Raw genomic sequence first — 16,702 nt, forward strand, 5'->3', positions numbered from 1 at the left:
CAATCCGAGCCAAAAAATAGCAATCGACAAAATCTACTGAGTTTATAGACTAATGGGAAATGGAGGACGCGATGGCGAATTTCCTGACCCAGGCCGGTGCACGAAAGTTCCGCCACCGTGGCATTTCCGTGTCGCCTGTCGGCGGTGCGCTGCTGCCTTATGCGGTTTTCGCCGTATCCTTCCTTTTTGCAAGCGCCTTCATTTTTGGGCTTGTGCCTTGAGTTGACGCGGTGAGGTAACCGCCTGCAATTCCAGAGGAGTTGAACCGCCCGCCTGTCCACCACAACAAGGGAGAAGTTGTGATGAGCGTTGTGTTCACTTTTGTATCCCCTGCAAGCGTCGATCAATCACATGTTGCCTCCAAAAGGCATGCAGCCGGAAGCCGGGTTACGCCCGCTTCGGCGTGGCGCGCAGGTTTTCAGTCCTGGCTGTCTGGCGAGCAGAACAACTCGCTTGATTTTGTCGACCGCACTGTCGCCAGGGAAATCGAGCAGCAACAGATTGTGCTGACCCACGGCGCCGGCGAACTCGATCCCGTCAGCGCAGCGCGCCGGCTGGCGGCGTTGCAGCTCCAGCACAATGGTCGAATTGCGCTTCGGGTGCCTGCGCGCGGAATGGTCGATACAGACCGGCAGCCTAGCCATATCGCCTTCTGGCGGCGGGTCGATGAATATCTGACGCTCCTGAAGCGCCTATGGGCAAATGAAAAACCGATCGATCACGAAGGCCCGTTCTACAGTGTCGTGGGCGGCTTCGTGCCGCGCAAGGGTGCGCGCGGCACGGCGGTGCCGATCCGCATGGCGGGACTGTCTGGAACGGCCCTGAATGTCGCCGGAAAGCATGCTGACGTTTTCGAACTTGCTGCCGTATCGCCGGACGAGGCCCGCTTGCTGGCGAGCCGAGTTCGTGCCGCGGCAGCGAGACATGGTCGACAAGGCAAGGTTCGTTTCGCGCTGCCGGTTGTTTTTGACGCTTCAGGCCAGGAAACCGCTGCCTCAGGTCAGTTCATACTGTCGCGACCGCCGGCTCAGGCCGCGCTTCAGCTGCTGAGCTTCGTCGATGCCGGTGTTTCGGAATTCATGGTTGGAGGAATCGGGACGACCGAAGATCTTGACGCTTTCGAACACGTGGTGTCCTTCGTTCAGAATTCATCGTCGCGGCGCGAAGCTGCCTGGGCGGCAAGCGCAGGCGTGGCGGCGGGTCGTCTCGATATGGTGCCAGTCGGACGCTACTGACGCTCTGCAGGACGGTGCATGCGACGGCGCGGACTGAGGTTCGCGCCTTTTTCGTCGTCAGGCCTAACGGAACCCGGGTGCCGTGCGCTGCGTCAATTGTCCCGCCAGTTTGGCGGTCTGATTGCGGATGTCCGGCACGGCGTCGATCTCGAAGAAAGTTCCACGGGTGAGCGGGCCGACGGCAAAGAGGCGATCGGATGCAGTGCCGTTGCGGTCAATCACCGCGCAATCCAGCGTCACATCGAGGCCGAGCCGCAGTGGATCGGGCCGGGCAAGGCCCCGATCAGTCAAGGACCTGATGACCGCGACCGAGCCGGTCGAGACGTCCTTGACGATCCCCGTGCAGTCATAAATGCGGCCTACCCGCAAGGTTTCGGTATGTCTTGATCGGCGGGGTAAAAGTTTCACCAGCCTGTCGCCATTGTCGGAGGCCGTAGCGATCACGCGCGCGGCGAGCAACTTCAACTGGCCGGTGCGAACCGCCTGGTTCACGCGGGCGTGAATCTGTGGTGGCATGCGATGGCGGTGGATATCCCACCACGCCTTGGTGTGTTCCAGGAACCGCCGCTTGGCGGTGGATGGCCAGTTTTGCCAGATCCGCTGGTTGAACGGCCGCAGTCCATCGACGACGTCACGCCAGTTGCCACCAGCTTTTTCCGTCTCGCGTACCAGTTTATGGAACCAGTCGACGAAGTAGGACAGTTCAGTACCGAGGGGAATGTCGGCACTGTCCAGTTTGATCGGATTGCCCTTCTGGTGCGGCCAAGGCAACAGCCCGCGCCGCGAGACGGCCGTTATTTCTCCCTTGTGTCCCCGGTGCTCGAGCATCAGCCAGGCATCGACCATGCTCAGCCCGGTGCCGAGGATGAGCACAGGTGCATCGAGATCCAATGGTGTATCGTCGACGGAGCCCATGCGGACCGCGAAGTTCTGATCGGGTGCGGGTTCCTGGTCGTGCCCGGTGGCCAGGACGGCTACATGGCCGACAAGGCTGGTGCCATCGGTGAGCCGTGCCTCGACGCCGGCCGGCGTCGTGACGATGCCAAGGCATTCCTGCCTGATCAGCCGCAAGCGCCCCGTCGTGCGCTCCCGTTCGGCGAGACCTTCGAGTATGTCTTGCAGGTAGCGCCCATAGGTGCTGCGCGGCGTATAAACCGGGCCGGAATCCCTCTGAACCAGACCTTTTTCCTGAAGCCAGCGCCAATAGTGGGATGGATTGTCAGGAAAGGCGCTCATATTGGTGGCTGCGACATTCAACAGATGATCGGGCAGGGGTGCGGAATACGCCATGCCCTTGCCGAAGCTTTCGCGGCGTTCGATCAGGGTGACACGCAGACCCGGATCGTTCGAACGCAGCAGATGCGCAGCCAGGATGACGCCACTGGCACCGCCGCCAATTATGATAACGGAATTGCGCGAACGCTCGATCATCGTCGCTCCTCCCTTAAGTCCATAAGAATAGTAAACTTAAGGATGTTTGCGCGAAACGGAATCCTGAAATTGGAGCAGCGGTTGACAAGTTAATTCGCTTCGACGGGCTACGAATGGAATTGTTTTTCTCGGCAGAACCCGAAAAGCGTACAGCCATCCGACCGGCTGTCGCTTGCTCGGCCGAGGGAGAGATCAGCGTCCACCGAGTGTCAGGACTTCGAGTGGCGTTGTGATGACGATATCCGCTGCTGAGCCGATGGATTGGCCGAGGCCCTGCGCGAAACGGTTGACGCGGCTGGTAACATCGGAATTGCGTCCGAGCGCCCGCGCATCCTCTTCATTCAAACCCTGTCCCAACAGTTTGATGACGTTGGGATTGTCGGCAAAGGTCGTGTGCCCCAGCTCGTCACCTGGCTTGACCTTGGAAAGGTCGACGACAATCACGCCATAGTTGACGATATCCTTGGCGTTCAGGTAGTCGCCGAGCCTGGGCTTGTCGCCCGCGATCCAGCTGGAAATATCCAGAGCCTGATCATCCCTCGATGCCAGCACGATGAAGGGATGTTTTGGCTTGCCGTAGCGCTCCATCTGGCTCTTGAAGACGTCGACATCGAGATCCGGTGAGGCGAGAACCACATCGCCCAACTTGCCACTGAGATCCTTGTCTCTGGTGATGGCGAGCTGACGCAGCGCTTCCATGGTCACCCAGTTGCCGAGCGAATGGGCGACGATATCGATACGCTTGGCGCCGGACCTGGCAACAAGCCGCAGAGTTTCTTCAAGCGCATCGCGGGCAACGGTAGCGCTGTTGGTGTCGTAGACATAGTCCACGGTCTTGCCGGCAGACGCCCACGTGAACAGCACGGGTGCTCCCTTGTAGCCGGAATCCTGGGCGATCTGGGTGATGCGGTATACGGCGTCGTCGAAATGGGTGTTGTAACCATGGATGAAGACGAGGGCATTGCCGCCATGCGCCTTGATGTCGGCGCCGAGCGCCTTCGAGAAGACTTCGCCGTCACGATAGCCGGTGAGTTTCTCGGCCGTGAAGTATCTGGCCGGATCCGCGACGCCCCCGGTCGGGCGCTCGATACGGCCCGGCTTGTGGTTTGCCGGGACACTGACATCGACCATCGCGTAGGCGGTCCTCCGGGAGCGCTGCCCGGAAAACACTTCGCGGGGGTCCCTGGCCTTGGCGCGTGTGGTGGCGATATAGATATGATGGTCACGAGCGATTGAGGCAGCTGGAAAGGCGACTTCCTTCGCTGGCAGCAGATCGTGCTGTTGTCCGGCACAGCCCGCGACGACCACCCAGCCGGCGAGCGCCAAGGTGCGCAGATATCTTGTGGCGCTAGAAAACCCTATCAAGATTGTCCCTCTCTCCGCCCGTCCGCAGCCATTTGCCTGATCCAAGCCTTTGTTCTGCATCCGGTTTGTACTCAAGGGCAACAGCGCTCCTGCGATGCTGTCTCGTTGGGTTGAAGGCAAACGGCACATGCTTCGCTGTTCAGGTCAGTGCCACCACGCCGGGGCCAAGAATGGTGAGCAGTATGTTGCCGATCGCGTAGGGAACAGTGAAGCCGAGCGCCGGTGCCGGGCTTTCGGCGACGTCGCTTGCAGCCAGCATGGCAGCGTCCTGCGTCTGCGCTCCGGCCAGGGCGCCCATCAACAGCACCGGATTTATCTTCAGGATGAAATGGCCGACGAAAAGGCCGACGATCTGCGGCACCAGAGTCACGATGGCGCCGGCGAGCAGAAGGGTCGCGCCGTGCGAGCCCATCGCCGACACGGCTTGTGGCCCGGCGGTGAGGCCGACCAAGGCGCAGAAAGAGGCCAGCCCGAAGTCCCACATGATCTGGGTTGCCGCCAACGGTACGTTGGAACGCTCTGGCCGGCGGGCATGCCACCAGCCGAAGATGAGACCTGCCACCAATGCTCCACCACCGGCCGACAGCGTGATCGGCAGGCCGGCGATGTTGAGCGTCAAAAGGCCTATCAGCACACCCAGCAGAAGCCCGGCAGCGAGGAAGGCGACATCCGAGCGGTTGTTGGTGCTTGCTGGCGTGCCGATCTGTGGCAAGGCAGCCGCAAGACGATCAGCAGGGCCGGCAAGAGACAGCGTATCCCCAGGTAGCAGCACAGTCTGAGCGGTGACGGGGATATCATGGGACTGACGGCGTATCCGGCGCAGAAATAGCCCGTGGCCGCCCGCGCCGAGCTTCGCGACGGCGTCACGCAACGTCAATCCGGCGAAGGATGGCTTGATGATGACGTCCGCACCGTTGCCGAGCAGGTCTGTGACCAATTCCTCTGCAGCCACCTCCTGGCCGATCTGGCTGGCAACCTTGACGATGGCTGGTCGATAGCCTTCGATCGCGACAAGATCGCCACGCCGCAGAACAAGATCTGGCACCACGACGAGGTCCTTGCGGCTTCGGCGCACGCGCTGCACGGCGACCTGCGGGCCGAAAGCCGTTTCGAGACCCGCGATCGTCTTGCCGTCGGCTGCATCGACCTGGAAAACACGCGCCACCAGCGAGCGGAAATCCAGGAGATCGCCTTCGCCGTTGAGTGCCTTGGCCTGGCTTGCCTCCAGGTCCCGTGCGGCGTCCTTCAGATTGATGCCGATCAGGCGCGGGCCGATCTGGGAGCAGAACAGCACGACACCGATGGTGCCGAAAACATAGGTGAGGGCGAAGGCGACAGCGGCGTCGCCCTGGATCTTGCGCAAGGCCTCTGCCGAAAGACCAAGTTCGTTCAAGGCACCGTAGGCCGTGCCGAGCATTGCCGTCTGGGTAAGGCCCCCGGCTGCAACGCCGATGGCAATGCCCTGATCGAGGTCGAGCAACCTGGCTACGATTGCGGTGGTAACAAGGCCAACCGCCGCGACTACCACGGCGATCAGCGCCTGCGGCAGGGTCGAGCGTCCGAGCGAGGCGAAGAATTGCGGGCCACTCTGGAAACCGACCGCGAAGACGAACAGCAGGAACGCGACGGATTTCAGGGTAGGCGAAAGATCGGGGACGGCGCCACCGAATATAGCACCGAGGAATGTGCCGACGATCAGGGTACCCGCTGCGTTACCGAAGGAGAAGCCAGCTATTTTCTGCCGACCGAGCAGCACGCCCAGAGCCACGGTGAGGAACAGCATCGCTTCGGGTGTACCGATGATCGGCTTCAGAAGATCAAGCATAGGCAGCCCCAGGTCCCCAGAACCCTTGTGATCGTAATGAACCGGCCCGAGACGTGTCTCGGGCCGGTCTCCGTTTGGAGGGCGGTCAGTGCGCGAGCAGCATGGCGAAGTAACCGAACACGGTCAGAAGTACGCCGGAGACAGCATAGCCCACCGGGAATCCGATCCATGGCACGTTGGAACCCAGCAGCTTCGCGGCTTCGCGCGCCGGGCCGGAATGGCTGCGGGCACCAGCGACACCACCCATCAGCAAGGCCGGGTTCATCTTGAAGACGTGGTAACCGATCGCCCAGACCACGAAAGGCGGTATCGAGCAGGTCAGGAAGCCAACGACGAAGATCTTCAGCGCCAGGACGCCAGTGAGCTGCGTGAGCAAGTCCGCACCAGCGTTGACGCCGACGATGCAGACGAAAACGATCAGGCCCATGTCTTCGAGGATGTTGCGCGCGGCATTCGGCGTGTTGCCGAAGAAGCGCAGGCGCGACACCACCGAGGAGACCAGGATGCCGGACACCAGCAGACCACCGGCATTGCCGAGTCCGACAGCGGCGCCGAAGGCTGGTACCTCGATCAGGCCGATGAGCAGGCCGAGGATCATGCCGAAGGAGAGTGTCAGCAGATCGGTTGCCGTGTTGTGGCGAGCGACTTTGCCGACCAGCTTGCCGGCGGCATCCACAGCGCTCTTCAAGCCGGTGAAGAACAGCACGTCGAAGCGCTGCAGTGTCGTTTCCAGGCCAATCGGGATCGGCACGCCGCCGCGCTCTATGCGCGTCAGTTGCACCTGGCCGGCGATCGGCGAGGAGCGGAATTCCTTGAGTGCCTTGCCGATCGCTTCCTTGTTCATGACAACGATCTCGGCCTGGTCGAGTGGAATGTTCAGTACGCGTGAATCAGGCACTTCCGGGCCGATGATGCCCATATGGTCGGTCAATGCATTCAGATTGCCGCCAAGCGCAAGCACATCGCCACGCTGTAATCTGAGCTCCGGATCGGCGCCGAGCAATTCCTTGCCGCGCTCGACATTCTCGATCTGGTACTCTGGATAGATTGCCCTGAATTCGGCAACCGTCTTGCCCGCTACCTTGTCGCTGTCCAGCCGATAGGCGCGGAAGCCGAAAGGCTGGTAGCCGGAGAGACCGGCGTCATCGACATTTGGAACGCCGTGTTCGGCTTCATACTGAGTGGCCGCGGCTTTTGCGTCCACCCCCCACCATTGCGGCAGATACTTGGTGATCAGGATAATGCCGACCGTGCCCCAGATGTAGGTGATGCCGTAGGAGAGTGCGATCATGGCCGAAACCTGATCGTGTGTCGTTCCAGCGGGCAAAGGCACAACACCGGAGGTGATTGCCTGATCGGCCGAGCCGAGCGCTGCCGACATCGTCATGGCGCCGGCGAGAATACCACCGGCGGTGCCGAGTGGCAGATCGAACAACTTGACGCCCGCAACCACGATGCCGAGCCCCATGAATGAGCAAAGCACCGCTAGGAACGCGAACTTCAGCCCGTCGCCTTTCAACCCGTTGATGAAAGAAGGGCCGACGCGCAGGCCGACCCCATACATGAACAGGTAGTAGAATAGCAGCTTGGTGAAATCATCCAGCTGGAACCGGGTGCCGTAATACGAGCCCAGAACCGCAACCGCGCAACCGACGATGATCGAGGCGGCAACGGCACCCAGGCCGTAGCCCTTGAATTGCCAGGAGCCGACCCAGATCGACAGACCGACCACGAGGAACAGCAGGATGTAGGGGTTGGCGCCCAGAAAACTCATCAAAGCAGCCATGAAGGTATCCTTTCGCTGTGGGGCGCCGGCCCCTTGCGTTCAAGCGGGTTCAGACGCTCAGCACTTGCTGGGGGCAACCTTGTGCGGGTCGTGCAGCTTTGGCGGCGTGGCATTGCCGCCATGCTCCTTCAGCCAGTCGCAGGCGTGAACGATGTCCCTGGCCAGCCCGTTGATGACATTGCGGTTGATATGCGGACGCACGACAACACGCAGGCTGTTCACGCTCTGCGCATCCGGTGGCATTGAATAGGCAGAAAGCACCCAGCCGCGCTCGCGCACCTTCGCCGAAATGTCGAATTCGTTGAAGTTCTTGAATGCAGGTTTCAGCGTCAACGCCACGACTGGAATGCGCTGCGTCTTGTTCATGATCTCGAAATAGCCGCTCTGGACCAGGAGCTCGCGCAGATGTTCGGCATTTTCCAGCGTCCGCGTCATGATCTCCTTGTAGCCCTCGAAGCCGAGGCGCAGGAACGCGTAATACTGGTAGGCAATCTGCGCTGCGTTGCGGCTGAAGTTCAGCGTCGCAGTCGGCATCTCGCCGCCGAGATAATTAACGTAGAACATCAGGTCTTCATTGAAGATCGAACGCTCGCGGAAAATGATCCACCCCAGCCCCGGCGGCACCAGGCCGAACTTGTGGCCGGACGCGTTGATCGATTTCACGCGCGGCAGACGGAAATCCCATTTGTAGTCGGGGTAGAGGAAGGGATTGACGAAGCCGCCCGAAGCGCCGTCGATGTGCATCGGGATATTGATGCCGGTGCGCTTCTCGTAGGCGTCCAGCCAATCATGGATCTCCTGGATGTCGTCGTCTTCGCCGGTGAAGGTCTGGCCGGCGATCGCCACCACGGCAATGGTATTTTCATCGACAAGCTTGTCGAGATGTTCGGTGGTCAGGCGATAGTTGCCCGGCTTCAGCGGAGCAATGCGCGGCTCGACATCGAAATAGCGCAGGAATTTCTTCCAGACGATCTGGACGTTGCCGCCGGTGACCATGTTCGGCTTCGTGCCATCCTTGCCGGCAGCCTCACGCGCCTTGCGCCAGTTCCATTTGTGGGCGAGACCGGCAAGCATGCAGGCTTCGGACGAGCCGACCGTTGCCGTGCCATAGGGCTCGACATTCTTGGGGCCATTCCACAGCTGATGCAACCAGCGCACCATCCGGCCCTCCATGGCGAAGAGCTGCGGATACATGTCGTGGTCGATGTAGTTTTTCAGGAAATGACTGTGCAGGATTTCAAGGGATTCCGGCTCCGTGAAGGTCGTCACGAAGGAGGACAGGTTCATGACGGGTTGGGAATCGGTCCAGGCCTCGCTGTTCACCACCGATTTGGCGGCAAAAGCCGACATGCTTCGCTGCGGGAAGTGATCGTCGGGAATATCCTCGTTGAATTCATCGAAGAAGATGTCGAACGGAGACTTGTGTTTCATCGTCAATATCCTCGCATGATGGAGCCGAAGAAGTTCGAGCGGCGCTACTTGTCGTTAGCCGGATAATATCGAGTGCCGGCGAGACCGTTGCAGGCAACGGAGACAGATCTGGAAACAGGAGATGTCGGCACGGTGGATGCCGTTCGGTGCGCGATGGCTTCGCCAAAACGGCGAACGACCATGATGTCCCCTCGATTGGCTCTCGCAATAGAGAGCAAGTCAGCCCCCGCCAACCTGCCTATATAAGTATTCCTGCATAGTACGATTGAATTGTCTAGGCAGCTTTCTTGCCAGACGTACAAATTCAAGCAGGCTGAAGAAGATAATTAACAAACTGAAATTACGATGAGCCGGGCGCGCTGACACATGCCTGATATTATATCGCCGCTCGGTATGTTCCTTGTGGAAAAAACTGCAAAGCTGACGAAGTATCACGGACCAAATCAGGTGGCGGCCAGCTGCATGGCAGACAGTCAGAACCGACCTGGTCCGTTGCGATTGGTGAGCGTACCCGTGGCGAAGGCAAGCGTTGCAGCGGCGACAAGCGAATCGGAATAGGCGGTGGCCCTTGAGAATTTCGCCTGGAGAAGGGCAGTCTGCGCGATCGAGACATCGGTGATCGTGCCCAGGCCCTGCTTGTAGTAGTCGAGCGCGGCATTGTAGGCGGTCTGAGCCGCATTGTTCAGTTCCACAGCCGCAGCATATCCCGCAAGCGACGTGCGCAGCATGTCATAGGATGTCACGATCTCTCGCGCTGCCGTGTTCTGCAGTTGCGCCATTTCCTGTTCGGATGCTGCAGCCTGGGCGACTGCTCCCTGCAGGCGAGCATCCCGTAACCCGCCATCGAAGATCGGCATGGAAATGCCGACGACGAGATTTGCGTTGGGCTGATTGACCCGCAGCTTTGTGCGCAGGTCGAAGCGTGAATCTTCGGTCGAGAGCTCACCGATGTTTCGGTTGATGTTGCCCGCAATCGCCAGTTTAGGCATGAATTCCGCGCGAGCAGCGGCGATGCCGCTGCGGTCGGCCTGCAGCCTGGCGAATGCCGCCTGAACATCGGGGCGACGCTGCAAGGAACTCGCAATCAGCCTGTCTAGGTCGGTCGGCACCGCCTTGGGCAGGATGCGGTTGGATATATCCTGGATCTTGATCTCGGTCGTTGGTGTAATGCCGATTGCCTCCAGCAGTCCCATGTAGGAGCTGCGTTCATGGCCCTGCGATTGTGTCAGGTTGAAGCGCGCCTGCGCCACCTGCTGCCTGGCGGTTGCCACCTCCATGGTCGTGGCAAGACCGCGTCCAAGCCGGGCCTCGGCTGCCTCCAGCACCAATCGCGAATTGGTGAGTGTGCCCTGGGCAATCTTCAACTGTACGCGGGCGGCTGTGAGAATGAAAAATGCGTTCGAGACATCGAAGATGAGTTTCTGGTGGGTCCCATTGAAGGTGACGTTGGCGGCATAGGAAAGCTGATTGGCAGCTTCCCGCGTCGCATCACGTTGACCGAAATCGAACAGAAGCCACTTCACGGTCAGCGAGGGAACGACTTGTGTGCCCGTGGTTGTGAGTGTGCCGGCGGGGATCGGAATAGGAAGGTCCAAGCCAGGCGCGGTTGCGGAAGTCTGTGCAAGGCCGGCAACGACATCCGCCGTGATGATCGGAAGATACGTGGCTTCCGTCGCGCCGACGGCGATTGCCGCTTGCCGTGCGCGCTGCCATGCCGCCCGTGTGACCGGGTTGGCCATCTGCGCCATGTCGATCAACTCCGGCAGCGAATAGGCATGCCTGGGATCGATTGTCGGTTTGTTGAGCGTGATCGGGATCGCCGGGTTTGAGGTCAACCCGAAATCCGGCTTGCCATCGGCCGCTCTTGGAGCCGTCGACACGTTACCTGGAGCCTTGGAAGAGGGTTTGTCCGCAGCGGGCGGTGCAAGATCCTGGAGAGCCGATGCCGTGCAACCGGTCAACAGGAAGACGGCGCCGATCAGGGCGCAATATAACGCGCGCGCTCGGCGGCCCCAGCCATTGGGGAGGCGGTCGGTCGAACATGCCGGGCGCAATCGCAGGCTCATGCCGGCTTTCCCTTTGCTTCCGCCCGCTCCGCGGCCTGCGCGATCTCTTCATAGAGCGCAAACCGCGCTGCCAGTTCGGCGCGAAGTTTCCGGGGAAACCCGCCGCGCCCGCCGCGTTCGGCGCGCAACAGTCTGGCTTCGATGCGTCGCAGCGCCATTCTCACCGAGCCGGCTGCATCGCTCCAACGGCCGGTCCTCAAATCCGTCGTGCGCTTGCGGAGCCATTTCGCGACCGTGTCCTCATAGTCCTGCGTCGCGGCTTTCACCGGTTTTGGCATACGGTGAAGCGGGTATGCCGCATCGTCGCGCTCGCGCAGCAGGATGACGGGCAGGGCTATCGCTTCGATCTCATCGGCGATCTGTTCTGCGGTCTCGGCCTGGATTTCGCCATGCCGCACCCTCGTCGCCTCGAAACGCAGCATTTCGGTCTGTCGCATCGCCTTGGACAATCCACCTGCAAGGCGGGCGTAGGCATTTGTACGTTCCCCCTGCCTTGTCATCAAATCAGAGAGTGCCGACATGCCCGCCGCCAACTGCCTGCGTATCCCTGCACCAACGCTGACTGGCCAGATCGTTGAAAACACCACCCACACGACGACGTTTCCGAAAATGATGCCGATGATGCGGTCGCGTGCCGCATCGGTGTCCAAACTCGGGCCGAATCCGTGCAGCACAACCAGAAAGAAACAGAGCGCCATCTGCCAGCCCATGTAGGAGATGCGCTCCGACCCCACGGAGACCCAGGCAGCAATGAAACTCGCGGCACCAACCAGCAGCGCCAGTTGGCCGATGTCGGTCATGTGAGGCACCAGCCAGACAGTCGAGGCGAACGCCATCGCGCCGCCGATGAGGCAGCCGATGATGCGCAGTGTCAGCTTGTGCGTGGTCTCGCCGGTCGAACCCAAGGCGACCATGAAGCAGGTGATCATGGCGGTGTGGATCTCGAACCAGTTGAGCGCGGTATAGGTGACGTAGGTGATCATCACCGCAAGCAGGGTCTTGAGCGCGAACTGCGTGTAGACTGGGTTGGTGAAGGCATCCGGCGCGAAGAAGCCTTCCCGTTCTCCGGGAGGCAAAGGCTGGGGCTGATGTTCTTTTGACTGGATTTGCGAGATCCGGTTGATAAGCCGAGCGGTATCAGGATCGAAGCCAAGGGGAATATTGGCTTCCCTGACAGGATGCAGTCGCTGGGCGCGGATATAGGAAGCCTGTTCTCTGAGCGCTTTGGCGGCGAAGGCGCTGCCCCGGCCGAAGCCTTCATCCCCGACAGAACGCGCCAGTGCAAGCGTCAGCAAGGCATAGCTCGCTTCGGTCAGTTCGCCGGAGCGCATCGCCTCCTTTTGGTTCATCAGCGACAGGATACGCGAGAAAGCACGGTATTTGCCGAGTTCGCCATTGCCGGCACCAAGCAGTTTTCCGGCGTAGCGCTGCACCTGGCTGCTCTCATCGTCGATCAGTTTGGCGACGGTTTCGAGCCGTTCCGCGATCTCGTTGCGCAGCAATCTGGCGGGACTTCGACCTGCCACCACATTCAGCGCGATCAGGTAGATCATCGGGAAAAACACGACGACCCACATCCACGCGAGCGCCCGTACCAGAAGCTCGGCGATCGGAACGATGTCATAGAGGGTCATCACAAAGGCGAACACCATGGCGACGGTGCCGAGCGGCGGGCCGGCTTTCGAAGCCTGCGCCAGATACATGCCGCCAAATGTGAAGAAGGCGACAAGGCCAAGCCGCAGCATGGGGCTGTCGGCAACGACCATCAGGCACAGAACGCCTAATCCTATGCCGAAGGTTGCGCCGATCAGCACGCCAGCCGCCGTGACAATGCCGGTGCCGGCATCGGCGCGCGAAGCAAAGAAGACGAGGTAGCAGGAGAGGGCGGCCTCCGGTACCTGCAGCGCCATTGCGGTGACCGTCACCAAAACGCAGACCAGAGCGATGCGCAAAGAGAGATCCAGCCGGCCCGGATAGGGCTGCAATTCGTCCCACAGCAGGGAGAGCGTCGAAGTTCTACCTGGCGGCCGGTACAGCATCGGCGCCGTCCCTCCTTTCCGCTGCGGGCCCGACGATCACCACAGCCGACGCGCCAACACGCATGAGGTCTTCCGGCGGGTTTTCCAATCTCACATAGACAGGAAACCGCTTGGCGACACGTACCCAGTTCAGCGAGGAGGAAACGATCGGTATGCCGAGAATGGTGGCGGATTCATCGGAGCGCACGCCCCAGCCCACACCCGAGATAGTGCCTTTCATGCGGCGGGTGGAGTCGGCCATCACAAACACATCGGCGGTACTGCCGACCTTAATGGCGCCGAGATCGGTTTCGCGGAAGAAGGCAACCGTTTCCCATTCGGCGGTGTTGATGAGCGTGAACAATGTCTCGGCCGGTATTGCCACCTTGCCGACAGACAGTTCCATGCCGACGATCTTGCCATCGAACGGCGCTCGCACGGTGGTATTGTCGAGATCCCGCTGGGCGAGGTCGACCGTCGCTCGCGCCACATCGGCCTGTGCCTTGCGCGTTTCCAGCGTGCCGATGATCTTGTTGGCGCCCTGAGCCTGCTGCAGCGCCTGTTGCAGGCTGACCTGGGCGTCACTGGCAGCGGTGCGCGCCATGTCGACTTCCTGTGCCGTGACGAACCGTTTTGGCAGCAGCGGTTCGAGGCGCTTCAAAGTCTGTTTGGTCATTTCGGCATTGATGCGCGCGCGTTCGATCTGTTTGTCGGCGATGCCGGCATTGTCGCGCTCGGTGGCAAGGTTGCGTCCGCCTTGCGCCACCTCCGATTCTGCTGCACGCAATTCGGCCTTGGCTTGTTCTAGGCGTAGGCGGTACGGCTCAGGGTCGAGCTGGAAAAGGATATCTCCTTTTCTTACAGAGGCACTGTTGGCGACGCTGACCGAGATGACCTTACCCGGTACCGAGGCTGCGATCGGCACGGTCGGCGCATCGATTTCGGCGACGTCGGTGCGCGGACTGCGGCTGGCCTCCCACCAGGCGAAATAGACCGCGACAGCCGCGCCAGCGATGATGGCGAGTGCAAGGATCCACGCAACGCCGCGGCGGATGAGGTCGAGCGCGCTCACCCGGGCACTCCACCGAACAGGACAAACCATGTTCCGATACCGCAGAGCATCGCGAGGCAGATGTAGACAAGCAACGGTGCGGGCAGATGCTCGTCGATGCCTGCCGCAACCAGGATCAGCCGGATAACGATGGTGGTGATGATGCCGATCACGGCCGCAATGATCCAGGCCGGAAAATAGGAACCGAAAATCGGGATGGCCGGGGCTGCTGGCGAGCACGCTGACAGAACGAGAAATCCGCCAAGTTGAATTCCACGCTTCAGCGCTTCCGGAATCCAGCCAAGCTTGCCGTATCTGTCATGCATAGGCAGTTTCGGCCCCCAGATGCGTCGATTTGTTACCGTTAGAGCAGGAAATGGCTCCAACCAAGTCTCGGAGCGCGGACAGAAGCTCAATCCACCGGATATTCGGTGATAAAGTCGTTCAATTCTCACATTCGTCTTGCTGGGCACCCAAAAGGCGGCACTCCCAAAACTGAAACTGTGCTCTTCAAGCGCCGAAGCGCAGATTGTTCTTTTCGTACCTTCCCCTAGATTGGCTGATGTTCCTTTCTGTTGTGGTGAGCGGGGCGCAGGCCGATTGACTGCGCCCCGTAGGATCAAGCCACTCTCTCGCGCCGGATCCTGGAATACGTCCAGTCGAGAACCAGCATGACCATGAGCGAGATCCCGACCAGCGGGAAGACGAGGCCACCGACAATCAGCATGGCCAGCAAGCCGCGAAACACACGCTTGTCACCGGGCAGAGGGGGAACGCCGAACGAACCTGAGGGCCGCCGTTTCCACCACATGACACCCGCCGAGACTGCAAGCGCGATGATGGCGATGCACGCACCAAGCAGTACCAATTGGTTCACAAGGCCGAACTGCTGCCCCATATGGACGCTGATGCCCCATTCAATTGCCTTGGCGAAGGGACCGTAGTCGGCATAGCTGACATCAATGAGTGGCTTGCCGGAATACTGGTCGAGGTGGATGATCCGCTGGCTTGCAAGATCGTCGGGAAAGACGGAGCCAGTGTAGACGCCAGATGGGTCTGCGGGCAGGTTGACCGCATAACCCTTGTAAAGACCAAGCTTCTCAAAGGTAGCGACCGCTTGATCAAGGCCGACGGGTTGACCATCCTGACCCATCGATTGTGGTATCTTGGCCTGTTCCAATGACCAGGACATCTGGGCGATGTGGCTGGCGTGTTCGTCCGACATCGGAACCCCGGTCCAGACGCCGTTGGGATAGCCGTAATTGTTGCCATTTACCCAATCGTTGACCTTTGCGCCCCAGACGCCGGACCAGGGCATGCCCGTGATCGCCAGGAAGACGATGAAGAAGCCGACGAAAATACCCGTGACCGCATGCGTGTCGCGCCAGAATATGCGCTGACGCGGCGTTCCTCTTACGCTCACCACGCCGCCCGCCCGACGGCGCGGCCACCACAGATAGATCCCGGTGCCGACCAGCAGGATCGACCAGCCTCCGGCGATCTCGATCAGCATGCGGGCGGTCGAGCCGAAATATTTGAGACTGTGCAGATAGCGGATGGTCCACATGACCGTGCCACGGTCGGGCAGGGCGCCGAGAACCTTGCCGGTGTAGGGATCGACATAGACGGCGAGCTTGCCCTGATCGGCCGTCTCGATCGTTATCTCAGCGGAACTGTCGGCTGTGGCAGGGGCGGTGAATTTGACCGCCGTTCCCGGGCTGGCGGCCAGGGCTGCGGCAACCATCCGTGAAGGCGGAGCCTTTGCCACGCTTTCCTGAACCTCGACACGTTTGAGGTCGGAATGGACGATGCCATCGATTTCGTCCTTGAACAGATAGAGCGCTCCCGTCAGCGCAAGCGTGATCATGAAGGGCAGGACAAGCAGGCCTGCGTAGAAATGCCAGCGCCAGACGGCGCGATAAAGATCGGACGCGGAGCGCGCAACGATGCCTGCGGGCTCCCGCCCGAGGGTGAGTTCGGACATGGGGTATCTCCTGACGTTGTGAAATGCACGACGGGCTCGATCCGTCGTGTTCGAACGGTGCGGTCAGGAAGAGAGCGGTGGGGCCCTGGGGCCAGGAACGAAGCCGCGCAACGATGGCGTGAACGGGTTCGGCGCAAGCCGCGGGGGAACCGGCTCAGCTCTGGTCGCAGTCAGATAGACATGATCTTGTCCACCCACGACGGCCGGAGCAGCCAAACCCGCGATGTTGCACAGGGCCGCGCAAGGGCAGGTGCTGCCCTTCCCAGCTGGTCCCGTTGGATCCGACGGAGGCTCCGCGCCGTCGGTGGTGCAGATGACGTGCAGCGGATCGGCGGCCGAGGCAGCCATCGCGCCTTGCGTCATTCCGGATATGAAAGCCTGCAGCAGGAACAGATAGACAAGGACGACCGCAACGGCGGTGGCCGTCAGCCTGTCCCTGAAAATATCCCGCATCGCTCCCATCGACTGCAGATGCCAGACTCTCGGCGTGAAGTCACTGCGGCAGATGGG

The 16,702-nt window shown here is 60.7% G+C and carries 13 protein-coding genes; 2 read left to right on the forward strand and 11 right to left on the reverse strand.

The annotated features are described in order from the left end of the window. Nucleotides 1-71 precede the first annotated feature (71 nt). On the forward strand, nt 72-221 hold the full coding sequence (locus ACFWYE_RS03655) for a hypothetical protein (protein ID WP_379070996.1): 150 nt from the start codon (nt 72-74) through the stop codon (nt 219-221). 81 nt (nt 222-302) lie between these two features. Further along, a complete protein-coding gene (locus tag ACFWYE_RS03660) occupies nt 303-1,235 on the forward strand; it encodes an LLM class flavin-dependent oxidoreductase (protein ID WP_379109598.1) in 933 nt (310 codons plus the stop codon). A gap of 63 nt (nt 1,236-1,298) precedes the next feature. Here the strand turns inward: ACFWYE_RS03660 and ACFWYE_RS03665 are convergent, their stop codons facing one another. The 11 genes from ACFWYE_RS03665 to ACFWYE_RS03715 form a co-directional block, all read right to left on the reverse strand. After that, nucleotides 1,299-2,666 carry an FAD/NAD(P)-binding protein gene (locus ACFWYE_RS03665; RefSeq protein ID WP_379109599.1) on the reverse strand — a complete coding sequence of 456 codons (1,368 nt, stop codon included), beginning with the start codon at nt 2,664-2,666 and terminating at the stop codon, nt 1,299-1,301. Between the two features lie 192 nt (nt 2,667-2,858). Further along, nucleotides 2,859-4,031, reverse strand: coding sequence for an alpha/beta hydrolase (locus ACFWYE_RS03670; protein WP_379109601.1), 1,173 nt, complete (start codon nt 4,029-4,031; stop codon nt 2,859-2,861). A gap of 139 nt (nt 4,032-4,170) precedes the next feature. Further along, a complete protein-coding gene (locus ACFWYE_RS03675) occupies nt 4,171-5,856 on the reverse strand; it encodes a transporter (RefSeq protein ID WP_379109602.1) in 1,686 nt (561 codons plus the stop codon). An 85-nt stretch (nt 5,857-5,941) separates the two neighbouring features. Next, nucleotides 5,942-7,642 carry an aspartate:alanine exchanger family transporter gene (locus ACFWYE_RS03680; RefSeq protein ID WP_379109603.1) on the reverse strand — a complete coding sequence of 567 codons (1,701 nt, stop codon included), beginning with the start codon at nt 7,640-7,642 and terminating at the stop codon, nt 5,942-5,944. Between the two features lie 57 nt (nt 7,643-7,699). After that, the gene (locus ACFWYE_RS03685; protein ID WP_379109605.1) at nt 7,700-9,073 is read right to left on the reverse strand and encodes a glutamate decarboxylase; all 1,374 of its coding nucleotides are present in this window, start codon (nt 9,071-9,073) and stop codon (nt 7,700-7,702) included. A 473-nt stretch (nt 9,074-9,546) separates the two neighbouring features. Continuing rightward, complete coding sequence (locus tag ACFWYE_RS03690; RefSeq protein WP_379109606.1) at nt 9,547-11,139, reverse strand: TolC family protein; 1,593 nt, start codon at nt 11,137-11,139, stop codon at nt 9,547-9,549. Further along, a complete protein-coding gene (locus tag ACFWYE_RS03695) occupies nt 11,136-13,178 on the reverse strand; it encodes an FUSC family protein (protein ID WP_379109608.1) in 2,043 nt (680 codons plus the stop codon). The genes ACFWYE_RS03690 and ACFWYE_RS03695 overlap by 4 nt, the downstream gene beginning before the upstream one ends. Further along, nucleotides 13,156-14,229: a multidrug transporter subunit MdtN gene (mdtN, locus tag ACFWYE_RS03700; protein WP_379109609.1), complete on the reverse strand. Its 1,074-nt coding sequence runs from the start codon at nt 14,227-14,229 to the stop codon at nt 13,156-13,158. The genes ACFWYE_RS03695 and mdtN overlap by 23 nt, the downstream gene beginning before the upstream one ends. Then, complete coding sequence (locus ACFWYE_RS03705; RefSeq protein WP_379109611.1) at nt 14,226-14,534, reverse strand: YtcA family lipoprotein; 309 nt, start codon at nt 14,532-14,534, stop codon at nt 14,226-14,228. Before ACFWYE_RS03705 ends, mdtN begins: the two co-directional genes overlap by 4 nt. Before the next feature lie 293 nt (nt 14,535-14,827). Beyond that, nucleotides 14,828-16,192, reverse strand: coding sequence for a PepSY-associated TM helix domain-containing protein (locus tag ACFWYE_RS03710; RefSeq protein ID WP_379109613.1), 1,365 nt, complete (start codon nt 16,190-16,192; stop codon nt 14,828-14,830). A gap of 63 nt (nt 16,193-16,255) precedes the next feature. Further along, entirely contained in the window at nt 16,256-16,645 is a 390-nt protein-coding gene (locus ACFWYE_RS03715) for a DUF2946 family protein (RefSeq protein ID WP_379109615.1), read from the reverse strand. Between the last annotated feature and the right edge of the window lie 57 nt (nt 16,646-16,702).

Source organism: Mesorhizobium sp. NPDC059025 (assembly GCF_042739655.1).
Lineage (GTDB): Bacteria > Pseudomonadota > Alphaproteobacteria > Rhizobiales > Rhizobiaceae > Mesorhizobium.